At 36.0% G+C, this 18,259-nt stretch carries 16 protein-coding genes and 4 pseudogenes; 16 read left to right on the plus strand and 4 right to left on the minus strand.

The window, feature by feature from the left end; genetic code table 11:
* Nucleotides 1-32: 32 nt before the first annotated feature.
* The 7 genes and pseudogenes from ACX5JI_RS21760 to ACX5JI_RS21790 all read left to right on the plus strand — a co-directional run.
* Nucleotides 33-248 (plus strand): annotated as a pseudogene (locus tag ACX5JI_RS21760) (terminase large subunit); the annotation flags it as partial.
* A gap of 529 nt (nt 249-777) precedes the next feature.
* On the plus strand, nt 778-1,023 hold the full coding sequence (locus ACX5JI_RS21765) for a DUF3947 family protein (RefSeq protein WP_459503106.1): 246 nt from the start codon (nt 778-780) through the stop codon (nt 1,021-1,023).
* Nucleotides 1,024-1,348: 325 nt separating this feature from the next.
* Nucleotides 1,349-1,561, plus strand: a complete 213-nt coding sequence (locus ACX5JI_RS21770) for an alpha/beta-type small acid-soluble spore protein (protein ID WP_459503107.1) — start codon at nt 1,349-1,351, stop codon at nt 1,559-1,561.
* Nucleotides 1,562-1,917: 356 nt separating this feature from the next.
* Nucleotides 1,918-2,433, plus strand: coding sequence for a DUF3231 family protein (locus ACX5JI_RS21775; protein WP_459503108.1), 516 nt, complete (start codon nt 1,918-1,920; stop codon nt 2,431-2,433).
* A gap of 106 nt (nt 2,434-2,539) precedes the next feature.
* Nucleotides 2,540-3,433, plus strand: coding sequence for an IS4 family transposase (locus ACX5JI_RS21780; RefSeq protein ID WP_459503109.1), 894 nt, complete (start codon nt 2,540-2,542; stop codon nt 3,431-3,433).
* A 47-nt stretch (nt 3,434-3,480) separates the two neighbouring features.
* Nucleotides 3,481-3,555, plus strand: a pseudogene (locus ACX5JI_RS21785) (transposase); the annotation flags it as partial.
* A 104-nt stretch (nt 3,556-3,659) separates the two neighbouring features.
* Nucleotides 3,660-3,854 carry a hypothetical protein gene (locus ACX5JI_RS21790; protein WP_459503140.1) on the plus strand — a complete coding sequence of 65 codons (195 nt, stop codon included), beginning with the start codon at nt 3,660-3,662 and terminating at the stop codon, nt 3,852-3,854.
* A gap of 185 nt (nt 3,855-4,039) precedes the next feature.
* Here ACX5JI_RS21790 and ACX5JI_RS21795 read toward each other — a convergent pair whose 3' ends face one another.
* On the minus strand, nt 4,040-4,537 hold the full coding sequence (locus ACX5JI_RS21795) for a YndM family protein (RefSeq protein WP_459503110.1): 498 nt from the start codon (nt 4,535-4,537) through the stop codon (nt 4,040-4,042).
* Nucleotides 4,538-4,815: 278 nt separating this feature from the next.
* Here ACX5JI_RS21795 and ACX5JI_RS21800 point away from each other — a divergent pair, with 278 nt between their 5' ends.
* The gene (locus ACX5JI_RS21800; protein ID WP_459503111.1) at nt 4,816-5,028 is read left to right on the plus strand and encodes an alpha/beta-type small acid-soluble spore protein; all 213 of its coding nucleotides are present in this window, start codon (nt 4,816-4,818) and stop codon (nt 5,026-5,028) included.
* 132 nt (nt 5,029-5,160) lie between these two features.
* Here ACX5JI_RS21800 and ACX5JI_RS21805 read toward each other — a convergent pair.
* Nucleotides 5,161-5,969, minus strand: a pseudogene (locus tag ACX5JI_RS21805) (MBL fold metallo-hydrolase).
* 610 nt (nt 5,970-6,579) lie between these two features.
* Between ACX5JI_RS21805 and ACX5JI_RS21810 the strand changes: the two are divergent.
* Nucleotides 6,580-6,810: a hypothetical protein gene (locus tag ACX5JI_RS21810; protein WP_459503112.1), complete on the plus strand. Its 231-nt coding sequence runs from the start codon at nt 6,580-6,582 to the stop codon at nt 6,808-6,810.
* Between the two features lie 112 nt (nt 6,811-6,922).
* Nucleotides 6,923-7,690 (plus strand): DUF4183 domain-containing protein, encoded by a 768-nt coding sequence (locus ACX5JI_RS21815; RefSeq protein ID WP_459503113.1) that lies wholly within the window; start codon nt 6,923-6,925, stop codon nt 7,688-7,690.
* A 50-nt stretch (nt 7,691-7,740) separates the two neighbouring features.
* Here ACX5JI_RS21815 and ACX5JI_RS21820 read toward each other — a convergent pair whose 3' ends face one another.
* Nucleotides 7,741-8,025, minus strand: coding sequence for a DUF4183 domain-containing protein (locus tag ACX5JI_RS21820; RefSeq protein WP_459503114.1), 285 nt, complete (start codon nt 8,023-8,025; stop codon nt 7,741-7,743).
* Nucleotides 8,026-8,488: 463 nt separating this feature from the next.
* On the minus strand, nt 8,489-8,695 hold the full coding sequence (locus ACX5JI_RS21825) for a KTSC domain-containing protein (RefSeq protein WP_459503115.1): 207 nt from the start codon (nt 8,693-8,695) through the stop codon (nt 8,489-8,491).
* 522 nt (nt 8,696-9,217) lie between these two features.
* On the opposite strand from ACX5JI_RS21825, the gene ACX5JI_RS21830 reads away from it, so the two are divergent.
* The 6 genes and pseudogenes from ACX5JI_RS21830 to ACX5JI_RS21855 all read left to right on the plus strand — a co-directional run bounded on the left by ACX5JI_RS21830 (nt 9,218) and on the right by ACX5JI_RS21855 (nt 18,258).
* Nucleotides 9,218-11,728: a transglycosylase domain-containing protein gene (locus tag ACX5JI_RS21830; protein ID WP_459503116.1), complete on the plus strand. Its 2,511-nt coding sequence runs from the start codon at nt 9,218-9,220 to the stop codon at nt 11,726-11,728.
* An 894-nt stretch (nt 11,729-12,622) separates the two neighbouring features.
* Complete coding sequence (mmgD, locus tag ACX5JI_RS21835) at nt 12,623-13,741, plus strand: citrate synthase (protein ID WP_459503117.1); 1,119 nt, start codon at nt 12,623-12,625, stop codon at nt 13,739-13,741.
* A gap of 98 nt (nt 13,742-13,839) precedes the next feature.
* Complete coding sequence (prpD, locus tag ACX5JI_RS21840) at nt 13,840-15,276, plus strand: 2-methylcitrate dehydratase (protein ID WP_459503118.1); 1,437 nt, start codon at nt 13,840-13,842, stop codon at nt 15,274-15,276.
* A 16-nt stretch (nt 15,277-15,292) separates the two neighbouring features.
* Entirely contained in the window at nt 15,293-16,201 is a 909-nt protein-coding gene (prpB, locus tag ACX5JI_RS21845) for a methylisocitrate lyase (RefSeq protein ID WP_459503119.1), read from the plus strand.
* Nucleotides 16,202-16,263: 62 nt separating this feature from the next.
* A pseudogene (locus tag ACX5JI_RS21850) lies at nt 16,264-16,482 on the plus strand (AAA-type ATPase lid domain-containing protein); the annotation flags it as partial.
* 66 nt (nt 16,483-16,548) lie between these two features.
* The gene (locus ACX5JI_RS21855) at nt 16,549-18,258 is read left to right on the plus strand and encodes an acyl-CoA dehydrogenase FadE (protein WP_459503120.1); all 1,710 of its coding nucleotides are present in this window, start codon (nt 16,549-16,551) and stop codon (nt 18,256-18,258) included.
* Nucleotide 18,259 lies beyond the last annotated feature (1 nt).

Here is an 18,259-nt window from a genome sequence, read left to right on the forward strand (position 1 = left end):
ATACAATACCAAACAACAGAATCGTAAGTTCTATGACAAACACAAGTGAGACAAGGAAGCGAAGAAATTCTACGATAGCAGAGCAAGTTGTTCAAGGAAACATCAAAGCTAGTAAGAAAAATATTTTGTCCTGTCAACGGCATTTAAATGACTTGAAGAGACAGGGTACTGAAGAGTTTCCTTGGATATTTGATGAAGAAAAAGCCCATCGACCTATACGATATATTGAAAAATTTTGTCGTCCGTCAATTGTGAGATTGTAAGGGTTACCGTTAAAAGTAGGGCAGACTACATCAAATGGATTATAGTCAGTTCCGTAACGTTTTTCTTCTATGGTTTGTTTCACCTGTTCTTTAGGAGCTTGGAAAGTGATGTCTGGTAGAACAATCAATCTCTTTCCAGAAGAAGTTTTAGATTCAAGGAATTTTGTTTGGATATGAGAAAGACTTGTCCAGTTTAAATGTGAAAAGTTTTTATATATAAATCCAATTTGATTTGCTAACAGATACATTATGGTTATGAAGAACAGACAGAGACCTTCACTCATTTGCTCCTTCTGTTTTCACATGGAATGGGGCTAAAAAAGCACTGACCGTTTCTACCCGTGGCCGGATGCTCTCATCCATCTGAAAAGAATGGTTTGATGTTAGTTTTTTATTTGGATTTATATAAAAACACTGTTTGAATAAAAGTTAGTGGATTAGGTTGTAACACTCACTGAAATGAACGCTCATAATATACTCTGTAACAACTTATATGGAAGTGAGCTGAATCATAATGTTTTATTCACATTTTAATACCCAAGTTGGAATACGGCCAGCATATGGAACGGCAGGTATTACGTATAGTGCGGCACAAAGTACAATTCATGCTGTTCACCAAGCATTGCAAATGCAACAACAAATGCAACAAGGTATGCAACCGTACTATTCATCTACGGAGTATGATTACCCGATGCATCATATTACACCATATGGAATGTCTTTTTCAACGATTCCATATGGAACTGTATACAATTTATAAAAAAATATGTCGAGATCAAATAAGGGCGCAAGGAAATAGCGCCCTTCTAAGAAATAATTTGAATCAAAATGAAAAGAGAATGAACAAAAACTCTGCTGTACATGCCTATAGGGAATAGAAGAGGGGGAGAAGGATAAAATAATCATTTCAAACAAACCTTGTTATGAAAAGAGTGTTATTAAAACTGTTTCTCTTCTTGTCTCTCCCAATCGTATTTCAAGAAGAAAGGGAAAATTTATACTCAAATTCCAAAGTGATACCATAAAAAGGGATTTATATTTCTCTATGTTTCGTAGCATATTAAAAACATAGGAGGTGATACAATATGGCAAACAATAAGAGCGGAAGTCGTAATGAATTATTGGTTCAAGGTGCTGAAAGTGCACTTAATCAAATGAAATATGAAATTGCACAAGAGTTTGGTGTACAACTTGGTGCTGATACAACATCTCGTGCAAACGGTTCTGTTGGTGGTGAAATCACTAAACGATTAGTAGCGCTGGCTGAACAAAAACTTGGTGGTGGATTCACTCGTTAACTTCATTCAAAACTAGAAATGATTAGGACAAGCAATATTGTTGATTATTGGAAATATAGCAGATTACAGTAGTTAGCATATAACTCTTTTCTATGTTTGTTGTCTGTATTTAATTTATCAAATAAATCCTCATACTGAATGCATTTGTACTCAAAGATTGTTGATAATTTTAAATAATAATTTTTGAGTATTTCATTTGAAAAATTATTTTCTAGATTACAAACACATATCTTGTGGGGAAGGTGTTTCCCATGAATTATAAAAGATCCTTTTTAGGAATAAATATACTTAAAAATTTATTTTCAATATTGAAAAGCATACTAACTATGATATTTACAAAAGGGAGGCATCTTAAAATGGGTGTATTAAGTGGAAATCCTCAAAATGAACCTTTACATTATGGAGAAGTATTTGATATTTGGAGTTATCTGCTTGCGGCACAGGGAGCAGTTGCAGGTCATCAAGTATATATTAACCACACAGGTGATGAAGATTTAAAGAAGTTCTTAGAGAATCTAATTGAGAATGATATGACTTCTGAAATAGAAGAACTAAAAGCTCTTTTAAAAGTAAATGGAGTGGCTTTACCACCCGCACCTCCAGAAAGACCGGTTGCATCTATTGAAGATATTCCTCCTGGGGCACGCATCAATGATGCTGAAATTGCAGCAGTTGTTTCTGGAGGTCTAGCGGCAGGATTAGTAACTTGTAGTCAAGTAATGGGAAAATGTCTTCGAGAAGATGTAGGAATGCTTTTTGGACAATTCCATATGAAAAAAGCACAAGCTGGGGCAACTTTACTACGTCTAAGTAAGAAAAAAGGCTGGGTAGTTCCTCCGCCATTACATGTTAAAAATACTGAACAAGCTTAATAAAAAAGTGGCTGAAAGCCCATAGCCATCAACTTAAGAAAATGTATAAAATAACGAAATTAAAACACCCTTTCATGCAGTACTGCATGAAAGGGTGTTTTAATTTATGTCTATAAACAACCATATGCCGGTTGAGGAGTTACGTATACTTGGTGAAGAATTCCAAAGTAAATTTTCTATTCGTCACCTACAGGAACTTGCATATCAAACAGGTATGATTCAACGAAAACGAAAGTTTCAGGCACAAGACCTTGTATCACTCTGTGTGTTTTTGGGACAAACAATCAGTTCTGAGTCCTTAGTTAGTCTCTGCACAAAATTAAATGAAGCCACAGGAACTTGCATCTCAGCCGAGGCTCTCAATAAGCGTTGGAACGAGCGAATTGTAGCCTTCCTCAAAGAGTTATTTCTGTATGCCTTCCGGCAAAAAATTTGTTCCTCCACATCACTATCCAGTCGTTTTACATGGATTCGTATTTCGGATTCGACATCCTTTCAACTACCTTCTTCCTATATCGAAGTTTATAAAGGCTTTGGTGGTGGAGGTTCTGAAGCCGGTGTGAAGATTCAATTGGAATACGAGCTACTTTCGGGAGAGCTTCTAGGAATGACGGCTGACCAAGCTACTAGCAACGATGCAAAATATGGGCAAGAACGCACCAAGACTTTGCAAGCTGGAGATCTCGTACTTCGCGATCTTGGATATCATGATATTGGTGATTTAGAGCGCATCTCACTGTGCGAAGCTTACTATATATCTAGAATTCGTTGGAACACGCAAGTGTACCAAAAAGGCGAAGATGGGAAATGGATTTTATTACATATAGAAGCTTTAACGAAGAACTTACAAGAAGGAGAGACGCTAGAATTGCCAGAGGTATATATCGGATTGAAATACAAGCATCGAGCTCGGCTCATCTTATATCGTTTAACACAGAATGAATGGGATAAGCGTTTGGCACACCATAAAAAAATGAAAAAGAGGCTGCGAGCAGAGTAAACCTATTAGTTACCAACACTTCTTCAGAGATACTGCCAGCCACAGAGGTGTACGCTTTTTATTCATTACGATGGCAAGTAGAAATTCTATTCAAAACATGGAAATCTATATTTCGCATTCATGTAATCAAGCGGATGAAACTAGAACGGTTTCAATGTCATTTATATGGCCAACTCTTGCGTTTATGTCTAGTCGCAAGCACGATCTATCAGATGCGGAGACTTTTATGGGAGAAACAAAGGAAAGAAATGAGCGAGTTTACATGTGCTTATATGGTGCAAATCTATCTAAAAAAATATACACCACACTTTTTTGTACTTTCCAACATCCTGTTTCAGTGCTTAGCAGGATCTTTCAAGGTATTGGTAATAATGGAAAAAAGCGCGGCGATACCGAAAAACAACGCCGTTTGAGATTCTAGGCTTAATAGAGATATCAACGGACCAGCTTCCAGTGGCTTCATAAAATATGTACCAAGGGAAGTTCTATTTGAGTATGCCCAAAATACAGGATTTTACTCAAAGATTGTAAAAGAAGTGTCTCCGATGCTTTTAGCATCGGAGACACTTCTTTAAAGTTGATGGCTATGGGCTGAAAGCCACTTTTTTATTTCGTTCTATTATTCTTTGTATCATCTTCCCTTTGAATGGATTTTACTTTTTCTATTTCAGAACGGTTTAAATATTCATGTGAGATCTCCATAGCATATCTATCCTGATGCATATTAGTTGATTCTCTTGAGTCTTCATCCTCATGTAAAACAACTTTTTTCATATAGATATGAAAGAATATTTCTCCCATACTAATAAGCAAAGCAGACCAAAATGCAGAAAAACCAATATTACGAGTTAAATCTATATCTGTTAAAAGATATGTTAATAGCCAAATTACTAAAAAACTTAATCCGAAATCAGCAATTGTAGCAACTATATTCCCATACTTAGGTAGAACAAATAAATCTCCTATTAAGTAGGCTGTCCCTGTAATCAGTAATGAAATCAGTAATACTCTAGGAATCGAAACGTCCTGGAATATGCCCAATATCATCAATAATACGGCACTAATAGCGGTATATTTAATTAATAATGCAACAATATGCTTCATAAATGATTCTCCTATCTTTTAACTTTTATGTAGGAATAATACTTTTCAATAAAAACAGGTTGCGCCTTCATGAAGCACAACCCATTTCATCGTGGTTTGGAGGTCTTTTTATTACATAATACCCATATGGCAAGAGTTTTTCGCTCTCCTACACAATATTATTTTGTGGAATATAAGTGTGAATTATGCCTTAAAGCAATAAAAATTAATACCAAAAAAAGGACTATATATTTTCGGATTCTTTTTTACATATTAAAGGGTGAAGGAGGTGACATAACATGTCAAACAATAATAGTGGAAGCAGCAATCAATTATTAGTACGTGGAGCTGAACAAGTTCTTGATCAAATGAAATATGAAATTGCGCAAGAGTTTGGTGTACAACTTGGTGCAGACGCAACAGCTCGTTCAAATGGATCTGTTGGTGGTGAAATCACTAAACGTTTAGTAGCAATGGCTGAACAGCAACTTGGCGGTGGAGTTACTCGCTAACTTTATATAGTACATGGATGTAAGGGTGAGACGTTAAGTCTCACCTTTTTATAAAGGTTTAATATGAGTATGAACAAAATAATTATATTGTTGCCTAACTTCAAACTTCTACATCTTATATGATGAATATTGTTAAATATATTTTCCATAATCAGGAATAGCTAATTTGTCAAAATCTCTTACCAAATGACGCAATCCATTTTTTAGTTCTTCCCCAAACATAGGTAAACCGTGTCCTGTTACTACAGATTTAGGATCTAAAGATTCAAGTGTTTTTACCGATTTCCATGCATTCTTCCAATCGGTAGTAAGATATCGTGGTGGACCGTTTAATTCTTTTTCTTGGGTTAATACTTTATATAATGAATCTTGTCTTACGGTAACAAAAGCATCTCCGGTGATTAAGAAATGATTTATCTTTCGAAACAGAGATATATGTCCAGGAGTATGCCCAGGGGTGTGTACCCAACGCTATTCTGGCATATGGGGAACACTACCATCGGGGGGTAATTCATGTATGTATTTACCTAAATCAATTCCTTGAGTTGGAAAACTTGGAGAAATTTTTGCTACAAATCCCCCCTCCACAAATCCGTCTGGTTTTGGATAGTTTTGTTCACCGTTTAAATAGGGGATTTCGAACTTATGTGCATAAACAGGAACATCCCATTTTTTTACTAATTCAATGACAGAACCAACATGATCAAAATGACCATGAGTTAATATAATTGCTTTTGGCTTACTATGCTGGCCAAACTTTTCTTCTCAAATTTCATTATAAGATCCATTGATTTTGGCATACCAGAATCAACTAGAACCCATTCGTTTCGTCTTACAGGATTTCCTACGAAACATATATTTACAATATTAATACATAAACAAAATAAGTGAGAGGCTACTTCGATACTATTACCACTGCCAAGAGAAGTTAAAGGTAAAATGGTATGATCTAAATTACTTTTTAATTTAACTTTTCATTCATCAGAGCAAACTCCTTTCCCAGTGTATTTTTTAGTATGTAGAGTTGCTAAAATAATAATACCTTCAAGATAATTATCATAAATAGAAATTAATTTAAATTAACATTTTACTCACTTCCAGCTTTGAAGAAATTTACGAAAGATGTTTCATTATAAATAAGAGTTAAACAAAGCGGTTGAGTTAATCCTGTTATAGTACAAGTCATTCTTTGTACAGCAGTGTGCCTATTGCCGAGATTTTTGAAAAGGGAATAAAGTTGTTATTCCAATTATGAAACTAGGCAGTAAGCTCCAAAAAAAGTAACAATTAAATAATCCAGCTACATTTCATAGTAGCGAAATGAAATCTTCATACAGCGTTGGTGGTTGTGCCCTTTTTTTACAACTGACCTGACTATAGTGAAGGTTATTTTATGTTTCTGAACTTATTAAAAGCAGATTAGGACACCATGAATATCGAGGGGGGCATTTGATTGAGTTGCACAAAATATAAACATATGTGTAACTGGGAGCATAGATTTATATAAGTATGTATATCAGTTGTAAAGTTAGCGAAGGGGGAATAAAGAACATGATATGTGAAGAATTGCTAAAAAGGTTAGTTGAATATCAAGTGCTTCAAAAAAGAAATCCAGATGTACTAAGATTGAATCCAGATTATTATAGAACGTTATTAGAACAACTAGCTTATCCCGAATGGCTTATAGAAAAACAAATGAGCATGAGCGATAAAAAATTATTAGGTATTCATGTAGAAATCACAGATGAGGTTGAAAAATTTGAACTGCCGGAGTTAAACTAGTTGCCAGAGTCGCGATTGCTTTTTTGTAGTAAGTGTGTTGGTAGCGAAAGTTACTTTTCATCATTGCTGTTGTTTTATGTTTAATAAATATGAAATGGAAAGAGGTGTTGGTATGAACCATTTTAGAAAATTTCCTAATATGAAAGGTTTTCTAGATCCTAAAACAGTAGGACCCACTCTTTCCTCACTTCCATTTATTACTTTTCCAACCGGAGCAACGGGTCCAACCGGAGCGACAGGTTTAACCGGAGCAACAGGAGCAACAGGTTTAACGGGTCCAACCGGAACAACAGGAGCGACGGGTTTAACCGGAACAACCGGAACAACAGGTTTAACGGGTCCAACCGGAGCAACGGGTCCAACCGGAGCAACCGGAGCAACCGGAACAACAGGAGCGACGGGTTTAACCGGAGCAACGGGTTTAACGGGAGCAACCGGAACAACCGGAGCGACGGGTTTAACGGGAGCAACCGGAACAACAGGAGCGACGGGTTTAACGGGAGCAACCGGAGCAACCGGAGCAACAGGAGCAACAGGTTTAACGGGTCCAACAGGAACAACCGGAGCGACGGGTTTAACGGGAGCAACCGGAACAACAGGAGCGACGGGTTCAATGGGGGTAATACAAACAACAAATGTCATGTATGTTACTTTTTCAGATGGGCAAAAACTCATATATACAAACGCTGATGGTTTTCCGGAATATGGAATAACACAAATACTCTCCCCAAGCGATGTTTCATACATTAATTTGTTTATAAATGGGATTTTGCAACCACAAACTTTATATCAAGTTACAGCGGGACAGTTGACTTTGGTAGGACCTGAAGCACCTATAGAAGGTGTATCCATTATTCTTCAGTTTATAACTATTAAGTAACGAGAATAAAAGAGAGGCTTCCTAAAAAGGAAGCCTGCTAAAAAATCGAATTACGTTACGACAAATTGGATAAGAAGTGGAGTAGAAGCGTCAAGGACAGCACCACCTACAATTGTGATTGCAGTAGTGGTGACACCTGTTACAGTATCGGCTGTTTGTAATACACCGTTAATATATAAGTCTAAATACGCGAATGAAGCAGGAAATGTTGTTACAGCACCTGTGTCATCAGTAAAATCAGTATTGGCAAAAGTTAAATCTGCTCCCGCTACAGTCCCTGTCGCTGCTGTGCTGGCGAATCTTCTACCACCTATAAAAGGCTTAACAATTGGCATATATTTCACCTCCTTAAAAATATATTTGAATATATTTTTAAAAAGCTTGTACCTATATTTTATTATATTATGTAACTTTTAAAGAGAGGCGGCTAATGGAGTGATAAATAGATACAATTATGAAGTTTAATAAAGTTGTTAAACTATCATAATTAAATACAAAAATCTCATTTATGAAAAAGGAGACTATGTCTATTATTATAAATTCACAGGAATGAAAGCAGAGTTCAAAGGTATAAGTACGGTATAAAATACTGAGATTATGCTGTGAAAAGAGGGTAGTGATGCACCATTTAAGAAAGACAAGCATATAGTAAAGTGTGGGACAAACACTTTCTTCCTACTCATAAAAAACTCCTTATCAAAGAGCACTTTTGAGTGCTCTTCTTTTTAATTGAGAATAAATGTAAAAGAAAGATGGTATTATGTTTGATAGATAGCATAGTACCATCTTTTTTGATTATTAAATTCTTGTATGACGATAAAAATTTCTAATATAAGTGTTATGATAATAGCTCTTGGATTGTGCGTTTTGCAATCCTTCATATATACTTGCTGGTACATCGTAAAAATCATACGTGCCATTTTTAAATTTAATGCGTAAAATCATAGCTAATGGATTATAGCCTATCGCGACTAAGTTTTTAGAAATCACTGGATATAAAGTCATGTTAGTATCACCTTTCTTCAATATATTTGAATATTAACAAAGAAAAATACTATTAATTCATGGAATTATAATCATTGTATGTAAATTCTATTTTTGTGATGATTTAGTTTATTTTAAGTTCACATGAAATTCATATTGTTGTGGTATTTTTATTTCACTCTGGATTTGTTAGTAATAATTATTTTAAAGGTTTGACCAAATGAAAAAAAAGTATATTATTTATACGAGGTCATATGTTTTCTATATTTGTTGTTTAGGAGTTACGAATGCACTTATGCTAATTAGTAACTTTGAAAGTCAATCTCTTATTCTTCTATGTGCTGCATGCGAGTATCATGAGAAAGATAGAGAGAAACTAGTTACCTTAACTCGGCTCATCATTTGAGGATAGCGAAAAATTAAGGGGATTTAGAATATTGTTTTTGAAGCCTGTTTTTAGGCTTATTTGTTGAGTTGAAATCAATAGGTTGATTTCATTTTCGTGTAAATCAACAAGAGAATTGAAAGGCAGGAGAAAGCAACATGTCAGAAAATTATCGTTCTCGAGAAGAGCGAAGACAAGTGAAAAGGAATACACAACCAAGTGTTCATAAAGAAAAAATGAAAGGCAAAAGCTCGATTTTTCGTAAATTTTTAATCGGTTGTTTAATTCTTGGAATCATAGCGCTCGTAGGGGGCGTAGCTACTTTTTTTGTAATGATTAAGGATGCCCCTAAACTTGAAAAATCAAAGCTTGTTAATGCACAATCCGCAAAAATCTATGATAAAGACAAAAATCTGATATATGAATATGGAAAAGAGAAACGCACAAATATTACGTATGAACAAGTACCAAAACTAGTAGAAAGTGCATTTTTAGCAACGGAAGATGCACGTTTTTATGAACATAATGGAGTAGATTTTAAAGGGACTTCACGTGCAATTTTAGTCAGTCTTACGGGGAACTATGGCTCGCAAGGCGGTAGTACAATTACCCAACAGGTTGTGAAAAACTATTTCTTATCTATGGAGAAAACGTCTAAGCGTAAGGTACAAGAAATCTATTTAGCTCATAAGTTAGAACAACAATATTCAAAACAGGAAATATTAGAAATGTACCTAAATAAGATTAACTTAGGAAATCGTTCGTATGGTATTGCAACTGCCGCTGAAAACTATTATGGAAAAGAGTTAAAAGATTTAACTTTACCAGAGGTTGCAATGCTTGCGGGACTGCCAAAGGGACCAAGTATTTATGATCCGACTAAACAGGAAAATGTAAAAAGGGCAACAGAACGAAGAGATGTAGTATTACATTTAATGAATCGTCACGGTTACATTTCTAAAAAGGAAATGGAAGAAGCATCAAAGGTTCCTGTAACTGAAGGACTCCTTCCTCCTAAAGAACTTACAGAAATGCCGTATCCAGCATTTATAGACGCTGTTGTGAAAGAAGTCGAGAATGTATTACCAGATGCAAATGTTGGATCTGATGGGTTATCTATTTACACAACTTTAGATCCAGAGGCACAGAAATATGCAGAGAAGCTTTTAAATGAAAATACTATTAGTTATCCGAATGATCAATTTCAAGGTGCGTTTACATTTATGGACACGAAAACAGGTGAAGTTCGTGCTATAGGAAGTGGACGTGGTGAAAATAAGGCAACGTTTAAAGGTCATAATATGGCTATCGCATTAGATCGCTCTGTAGGCTCAACAATGAAGCCGATTTTTGATTATGGTCCAGCAATTGAATATTTAAAATGGCCAACTTACCATCAGCTTGATGATTCACCATATAAATATTCAACAGGACAAGAGGTGCGCAATGCTGATAGAACGTATAAAGGCTCAATGACAATGCGTGAAGCTCTTAAAATGTCACGCAATATACCAGCAATTAAAACTGCAAAAGAAGTAGGTTTAAGTAAAGCACAAAGTTTTGCGGAAAATTTAGGTATTACATTTAGTGAACCAGCTGTTGAGGCGGATGCGATTGGAACGAACGAAGCTTCACCAACTGAAGTTGCAGGAGCATATGCTGCTTTTGGTAATGATGGTAAATATATAAAACCTCATTTTGTTAAAAAAGTAGTTTATTCTGATGGGAAGTCAAAAAGTTTTGTACCAAAATCAAAACGTGTGATGGAAGATTATACAGCGTATATGGTTACAGATATGCTACGCTCTGTCGTTCAATCTGGTACAGGTACAGCGGCAAATGTAAGTTCTTTAGATGTTGCAGGTAAAACAGGAACAACTAACTTTTCATCAGATGATATAGCAAAATATGGTTTACCAGATAGTGCCACACGTGATAGTTGGTTTGCTGGTTATACACCGCAATATACAATGGCAGTGTGGACTGGATATATGAAAAATGGTCCTGACAATTATATAAGTAGTAAAAATACGAAAATCGCACAGCAAATTTTCAAAGAGATGATGAGTAAGTTTGGAACAAATACGTCACGTTTTAAAGCGCCAAGCAGTGTTGTTCAAGAGGGCGATGAATTACGTGTGAAAGGCGCAAAACGAGATTCTTCGCCAAATCCGAGCACGTCAAGCTCAAATTCAAGCTCAAATTCAAGCTCAGGCGGACAGAAGAAAAATGATGAACAGCAGAAACAACAACTGGAAGAAGAGAAAAAGAAACAACAGATAGAGGAAGAACAGAAGAAACAACAAATGGAAGAGGAGAAAAAGAAACAAGAGCAAGAGCAAAAACAAAATGAAGAGAATAAGAAAAATGATCAAAATGGCCAAGGTCAAGGTAATACAAACCCGCCAAGTAATGGCAACGAAAATGGTCAAGGTCAAGGTAATACAAACCCGCCAAATAGTGGAAATGGAAATAACCAAGGTGGCACAAATCCTTCAGGTAATGGCAATGGAGAAGGTCAAGGTAATACAAATCCGCCAAGTAGTGGAAATGGAAATAACCAAGGTGGCACGAATCCACCAAGTGGAGGGAACAGTGAAGGCCAAGTTAGTTCGAATCCACCAAGCACTGGAAATGGTCAAAGTGAGACGAATCAAAACGGTCAATAAATTTAATGCTTTTTAAAATGTATATTGTATAACAGTGCAATAAAAACCCTGAAGATACTGTATGAATCGGTAACTTCAGGGTTTTTACATGCTCTTGAATATGAGGGGTGCCATAAAAATTGTAGAAATAAATAGCTGGGGAATAATGAGGGAATTGCAGCGCGTCATATAGGAAAGTGACTGGATAAGTATGATCAAAACAAAGATGGTAATGCTAAGGTGTTGTATGGATAGAAGGTATTAGATGGAGATATAGGAGTTGTAACTGTAAGTCTTGAAGAAAATAGATACATAGAAGAATTACTCCTAAAATGCAGTATAATCTATTCTTATATTTGTTGTAATGGTACTGGGGACAAAGGAATACACAATTTTGGAGCGATTCAAACGGTATGTAATAGTTTCAAGATTACAATGTAGCTGTAAGTTAGTATACGGAAGTGGTTGAAATTGAATTTAATTATGTAAAATAATAACTTTATTAAAAATGAAAATATTTTATACAAAAATTGTATTGTGTGAATAGTAGTATATAAAATTTGTGTAAGTGAGTTGGATATATGTACAACTCACTTTTTTGTATTTTGAAAAAGAGACCTAGATATATAGAAGTAAAGTATTTGTTTTATAAGATTTATATGAAATTTTGTTTGAAATTAATATATTTCGGTGCAACAGAATCAGAAGAGTGAGGGTGTTTTTTAATAAAAATTTAGATGTTATTCTTCAAAAATAGTTTTGTTACAGTGGGAAAAGTATAGGAAACTGATCATTATAAAATAAATTGAAATCTTCTAAAAACTCTGATACATTGAAATAGAAATGTAGTTTCACAATGTTGTAAAGGCTTACAGTTAAGTGCACGAAGACCTATTAGGATTGGAGGAAATGATAATGAAAGCTGAAGAAAAATTTTCCCCGGGATTAGATGGTGTAGTCGCAGCGGAGACGAAAATTTCGTTTCTTGACACAGTAAAAGGTGAAATTGTTATTCAAGGATATGACTTAATTGAGCTATCAAAGACAAAAGGTTATTTAGACATTGTGCACCTTTTACTAGAAGAACATCTACCAAATGAAGATGAAAAGAAGGCACTTGAAAAGAAATTGAAGGAAGAATATGAAGTGCCAGAAGGTGTATTCAATGTCTTAAAAGCATTGCCAAAAGAAACGCATCCGATGGACGGGCTACGTACAGGCGTATCTGCACTAGCTGGTTACGATAATGATATTGAAAATCGTTCGTTAGAAGTAAATAAAGATCGCGGTTATAAACTGTTAAGCAAGGTACCTAATATTGTTGCGAACAGTTATCATATTTTAAATAATGAAGAGCCGATCGAGCCGCTTCAAGAATTATCATATAGTGCGAATTTCTTCTACATGTTAACTGGTAAAAAACCAACAGAACTTGAAGAGAAAATCTTTGATCGCTCCCTAGTTTTATATAGTGAGCATGAAATGCCGAACTCTACATTTACAGCTCGTGTTATCGCATCTACACAATCGGATTTATACGGTGCTTTAACGGGTGCAGTTGCCTCTTTAAAAGGAAGTTTACATGGCGGTGCAAATGAAGCGGTTATGTACATGCTGTTAGAAGCAGGGAATGTTGAGAAATTTGAAGAGTTACTGCAAAAGAAATTATATAACAAAGAAAAAATCATGGGCTTTGGACATCGTGTCTACATGAAGAAGATGGATCCAAGGGCACTTATGATGAAAGAAGCATTAAAACAGTTATGTGATGTAAAAGGTGATTATTCATTATATGAAATGTGTGAAGCTGGAGAAAAGATTATGGAGAAGGAAAAAGGCATTTATCCGAACTTAGATTATTATGCAGCTCCAGTTTATTGGATGTTAGGTATTCCAATTCAACTATATACACCAATCTTTTTCAGTTCAAGAACGGTGGGCTTATGTGCGCATGTGATTGAGCAACATACAAACAATCGATTGTTCCGTCCGCGTGTAAACTATATCGGCGAGCGACATGTGCTTAGCAAATAAAAACAACTGGGGAGTTGTTAGAGCCGCCCGCCAGGTGGGTGTTTGACCGACACCCATTCTTAATAATAACGAATTTTCGACAGAAAGGGAAGGATAGCGTGATTAAAACAAATGAAATTAAACAAAAAGATGCAATTTTAGAAGAGATTACGGATTATGTATTAAATAAAGAGGTGACAAGTCCAGAAGCATTCAGCACAGCTCGCTATGTATTACTTGATACGCTTGGATGCGGAATTTTAGCACTTCAATATCCAGAGTGTACGAAATTACTAGGACCAGTCGTACCAGGGACTATCGTGCCAAATGGTACACGTGTACCAGGAACATCATTTGTACTTGATCCAGTAAAAGGTGCATTTAATATCGGATGTATGATTCGTTGGCTAGATTATAATGACACATGGCTTGCGGCAGAATGGGGACATCCATCTGATAATTTAGGTGGGATTTTAGCTGTTGCAGATTACATTAGCCGCGTTCGTATTTCAGAAGGGAAAGAGCCGTTAAAAGTAAGAGATGTGCTTGAAATGATGATTAAAGCACATGAAATTCAAGGTGTACTTGCATTAGAAAATAGTTTAAACCGCGTTGGTCTTGATCATGTGTTATATGTAAAAGTTGCGACAACGGCAGTGGTTACAAAAATGCTTGGTGGTACGCGTGAAGAAATCTTTAACGCATTATCTCATGCTTGGATTGATAATTCTAGTCTTCGTACATATCGTCATGCTCCAAATACAGGCTCACGTAAGTCATGGGCAGCTGGAGATGCAACGAGCCGTGGTGTTCATCTTGCACTTACAGCACTAAAAGGTGAGATGGGTTATCCAACAGCGTTATCTGCACCAGGATGGGGATTCCAAGATGTATTGTTTAATAAACAAGAACTAAAATTAGCGAGACCTTTAGATTCTTATGTAATGGAAAATGTATTATTTAAAGTATCTTATCCAGCAGAATTCCACGCACAAACAGCAGCAGAATGTGCGGTGAAATTACATCCAGAAGTGAAAGAGCGATTAGATGAGATTGACCGTATTACAATTACGACGCATGAATCAGCTGTTCGTATTATTGATAAAGAAGGCCCATTAAATAATCCAGCTGATCGCGATCACTGTCTGCAATATATTACTGCAATTGGCTTGTTAAAAGGTGATATTGTTGCGGATGATTATGAAGATGAAGTAGCTTTGGATCCTCGTGTAGATGAATTACGGAATAAGATGGTTGTTGTTGAAAATAAACAATACAGTTTAGATTATCTTGATCCGAACAAGCGCTCAATCGCCAACGCTGTTCAAGTTCATTTTAAAGATGGCACAGTAACAGAAAACGTAGAGTGTGAATATCCATTAGGTCACCGCTTCCGTAGAGATGAGGCAATTCCAAAGGTTGTTCAAAAATTCTCCGCGAATATGGCTGTTCATTATTCTAATAAACAACAAGAAAACATTCATGAAGTGTGTCTAAATGAAGAAAAACTAGAGAAGATGAATGTAAATGAATTTGTAGATCTTTTCTTAATATAAAATAGGGGGAATAAGTATGGCTTGGGTTGTGAATAAACAGTCAACACAAGAAGAGCTTGCCAATCGATTCCGCGCTTTAGTAGAAGCACCTGAAATTTTACAAATCCCTGGCGCCCATGATGCAATGGCTGCTCTTGTTGCAAAAAATACTGGATTTTCAGCTCTTTATTTATCAGGAGCTGCATATACAGCAAGCAAAGGGTTGCCGGATTTAGGAATTGTAACGTCTACTGAAGTAGCTGAGAGAGCGAGAGATCTTGTTAGAGCAACAGATTTACCTCTTCTTGTTGATATTGATACTGGATTTGGCGGCGTATTAAACGTAGCGAGAACTGCTGTAGAAATGGCAGAAGCAAATGTAGCCGCAGTTCAAATTGAAGATCAACAATTACCGAAGAAATGTGGACATTTAAATGGGAAAAAACTTGTTTCCACTGAAGAATTAGTACAAAAGATTAAAGCGATTAAAGAAGTAGCACCAACACTTGTTGTTGTAGCACGTACAGATGCTCGGGCTGTAGAAGGGCTCGATGCAGCGATTGAAAGAGCAATTGCTTACGTAGAAGCAGGTGCTGATGCTGTCTTCCCGGAAGCGCTTCAATCTGAAGAAGAATTCCGTTTATTTAACAGTAAAGTAAATGTTCCACTACTTGCAAATATGACTGAATTCGGGAAAACACCATATTACAGTGCAGAAGAATTTGCAAATATGGGCTTCCAAATGGTGATTTATCCGGTTACATCACTTCGCGTTGCAGCAAAAGCGTATGAGCGTGTATTTACACTTATTAAAGAAACAGGCTCACAAAAAGAAGGACTATCTAATATGCAAACGAGAAGTGAATTATATGAAACAATTTCGTATCATGACTTTGAAGAATTAGATAACGGAATTGCAAAAACAGTTTTATCTGAAGATCAATAAAACAAAGGAAAAAGGCGATGATGAGACATCTTTGGCAAAACTAACTGCTTGATGTGGAGAGTCATCGCCTTCATGTTATCCCAATTCATATTCCACCGCTTCGTTTTCGAAAACAAGATATACCACTCATTGTCGAAGAACATTTACAAAAATTATGGGAAATGTATGGTACGAAAGAAAAAACAATTGATAAAGAAGTATTACGCCATATGTTTCATTACAATTGGCCGGGGAATGTCAGGGAATTAATCAATGTGTTAGAAAGACTATTCGCGCTATCAAGTGTTTAGATGGGCATAGATTTTGCATATAAATAAAATGAAGACCGAAATGATAGGGGGATACAGATGGAGAAAACAAAGTTGCAATGGGACGAATTTTTTTCGCTGAATCAGGAGCTTCATACAACCTTTTTTACGCCTGAGGATTTTTCAGGTGATGAAGATTTAATTGCAAAAACAACAGAACAATTTGTGAAACAAGAAATTGTTCCTGAAATTGAAAATATTGAACAGCACAATTATAAAGTTTCTCGCCGTTTGTTTGAAAAAGCTGGTGAACTTGGATTGTTAAGTATAGAAGTTCCAGAAGAGTATGGTGGATTTGAATTAGGAAAAGCCGTTTCTGGACTTGTGGCGGAAAAGATGGGATATGCAGGAGCGTTTAGCGTTTCCTTTAATATTCACGCTGGAGTAGGGACGCTACCATACATATATTACGGAACAAAAGAGCAGAAGGAAAAGTACTTGCCTAAAATTGCATCAGGCGCATGGATTGGAGCGTACGCTTTAACAGAACCTAATGCCGGATCTGATGCATTAAGTGCAAAAACAAGTGCCGTCTTAAATGAAGAAGGAACAGCTTGGACATTAAATGGTGAAAAACAGTGGATTACAAATGCTCACATGGCTGATGTATATGTTGCTTTTGCAAAAACAAATAAAGGAATGACAGCATTTATTGTCGAAAGAACATGTGAAGGTGTTTCAATTGGCCTAGAAGAAAAGAAAATGGGTATTAAAGGTTCTTCAACTGCGACACTGATTTTAGAGGATGTCGTCATTCCTGCTGAAAATGTGTTAGGGGAAGTAGGAAAGGGACATCATGTAGCTCTTAATATTCTCAATTTTGCGAGACTGAAACTTGCTTTCGGAAATATTGGAACAGCAAAGCAAGCAATTGGTCTATCTGTTCAATACGGAAAAGAACGAAAACAGTTTCAAACAGAATTAGTTGATTTCACGATGATTCAAGAGAAAATTGCAAATATGATTGTCGCTACATACGGCGCAGAGAGCGCGGCTTATCGAACAGCAGGTGTAATTGATGAAGCAATTCATGAAAGTGAAGAAAGTATTATGCAGAAAATGTCTCAATTTGCGATGGAGTGTGCGATCAACAAAGTGAATGCTTCAGAAACACTTGGGAATATTGCGGATGAAGCGGTACAAATTCATGGTGGTTATGGTTATATGCAAGAATATGAGGTAGAACGATTATATCGTGATGCTAGAATTAGCCGTATATTTGAAGGAACGAATGAAATTAACCGTTTAACAGTTGCGAAAATGTTAATGAAACAAACGAAGCAACTAGGGGATCAAGTAGAGGAAGACACATTTGAAAATGTAGAACGAAATCATCGTTATATTTTATTATCGAAACAATTATTGAAGCAATCTTTGAAAACGCTCTCTCAAACTCCTAAATTAAAAATCGAACAAGAACAAGAATATTCACGCGTGTTAGCAGACATGTTGAAAGATGTGTATGTAATGGAATCAGCATTTTTACGTACGAAGAAAGCGGTAAGTAAAAATGGTGAAGAAAAAGAACGTACAAAACAGTTTATAACGGATGTGCTTTGTGAAGAAGGGTATCGAAAAGTAGAAGCAGCGGCAATTGTTCTTCTTTCCGCAGCGGTACAAGAAGAACAAAAAAGAAACGCTATTCTAGATGAAATTCGTCAACTGTCAGTACCTCTTTATACAAACTTGTTTACGAAAAAGAGAGAAATCGCAAAGGCGATTATAAACCGCGGGAAATATATTGTTTAAA

The sequence above is a fragment of the Bacillus sp. C1 genome, from assembly GCF_054570475.1.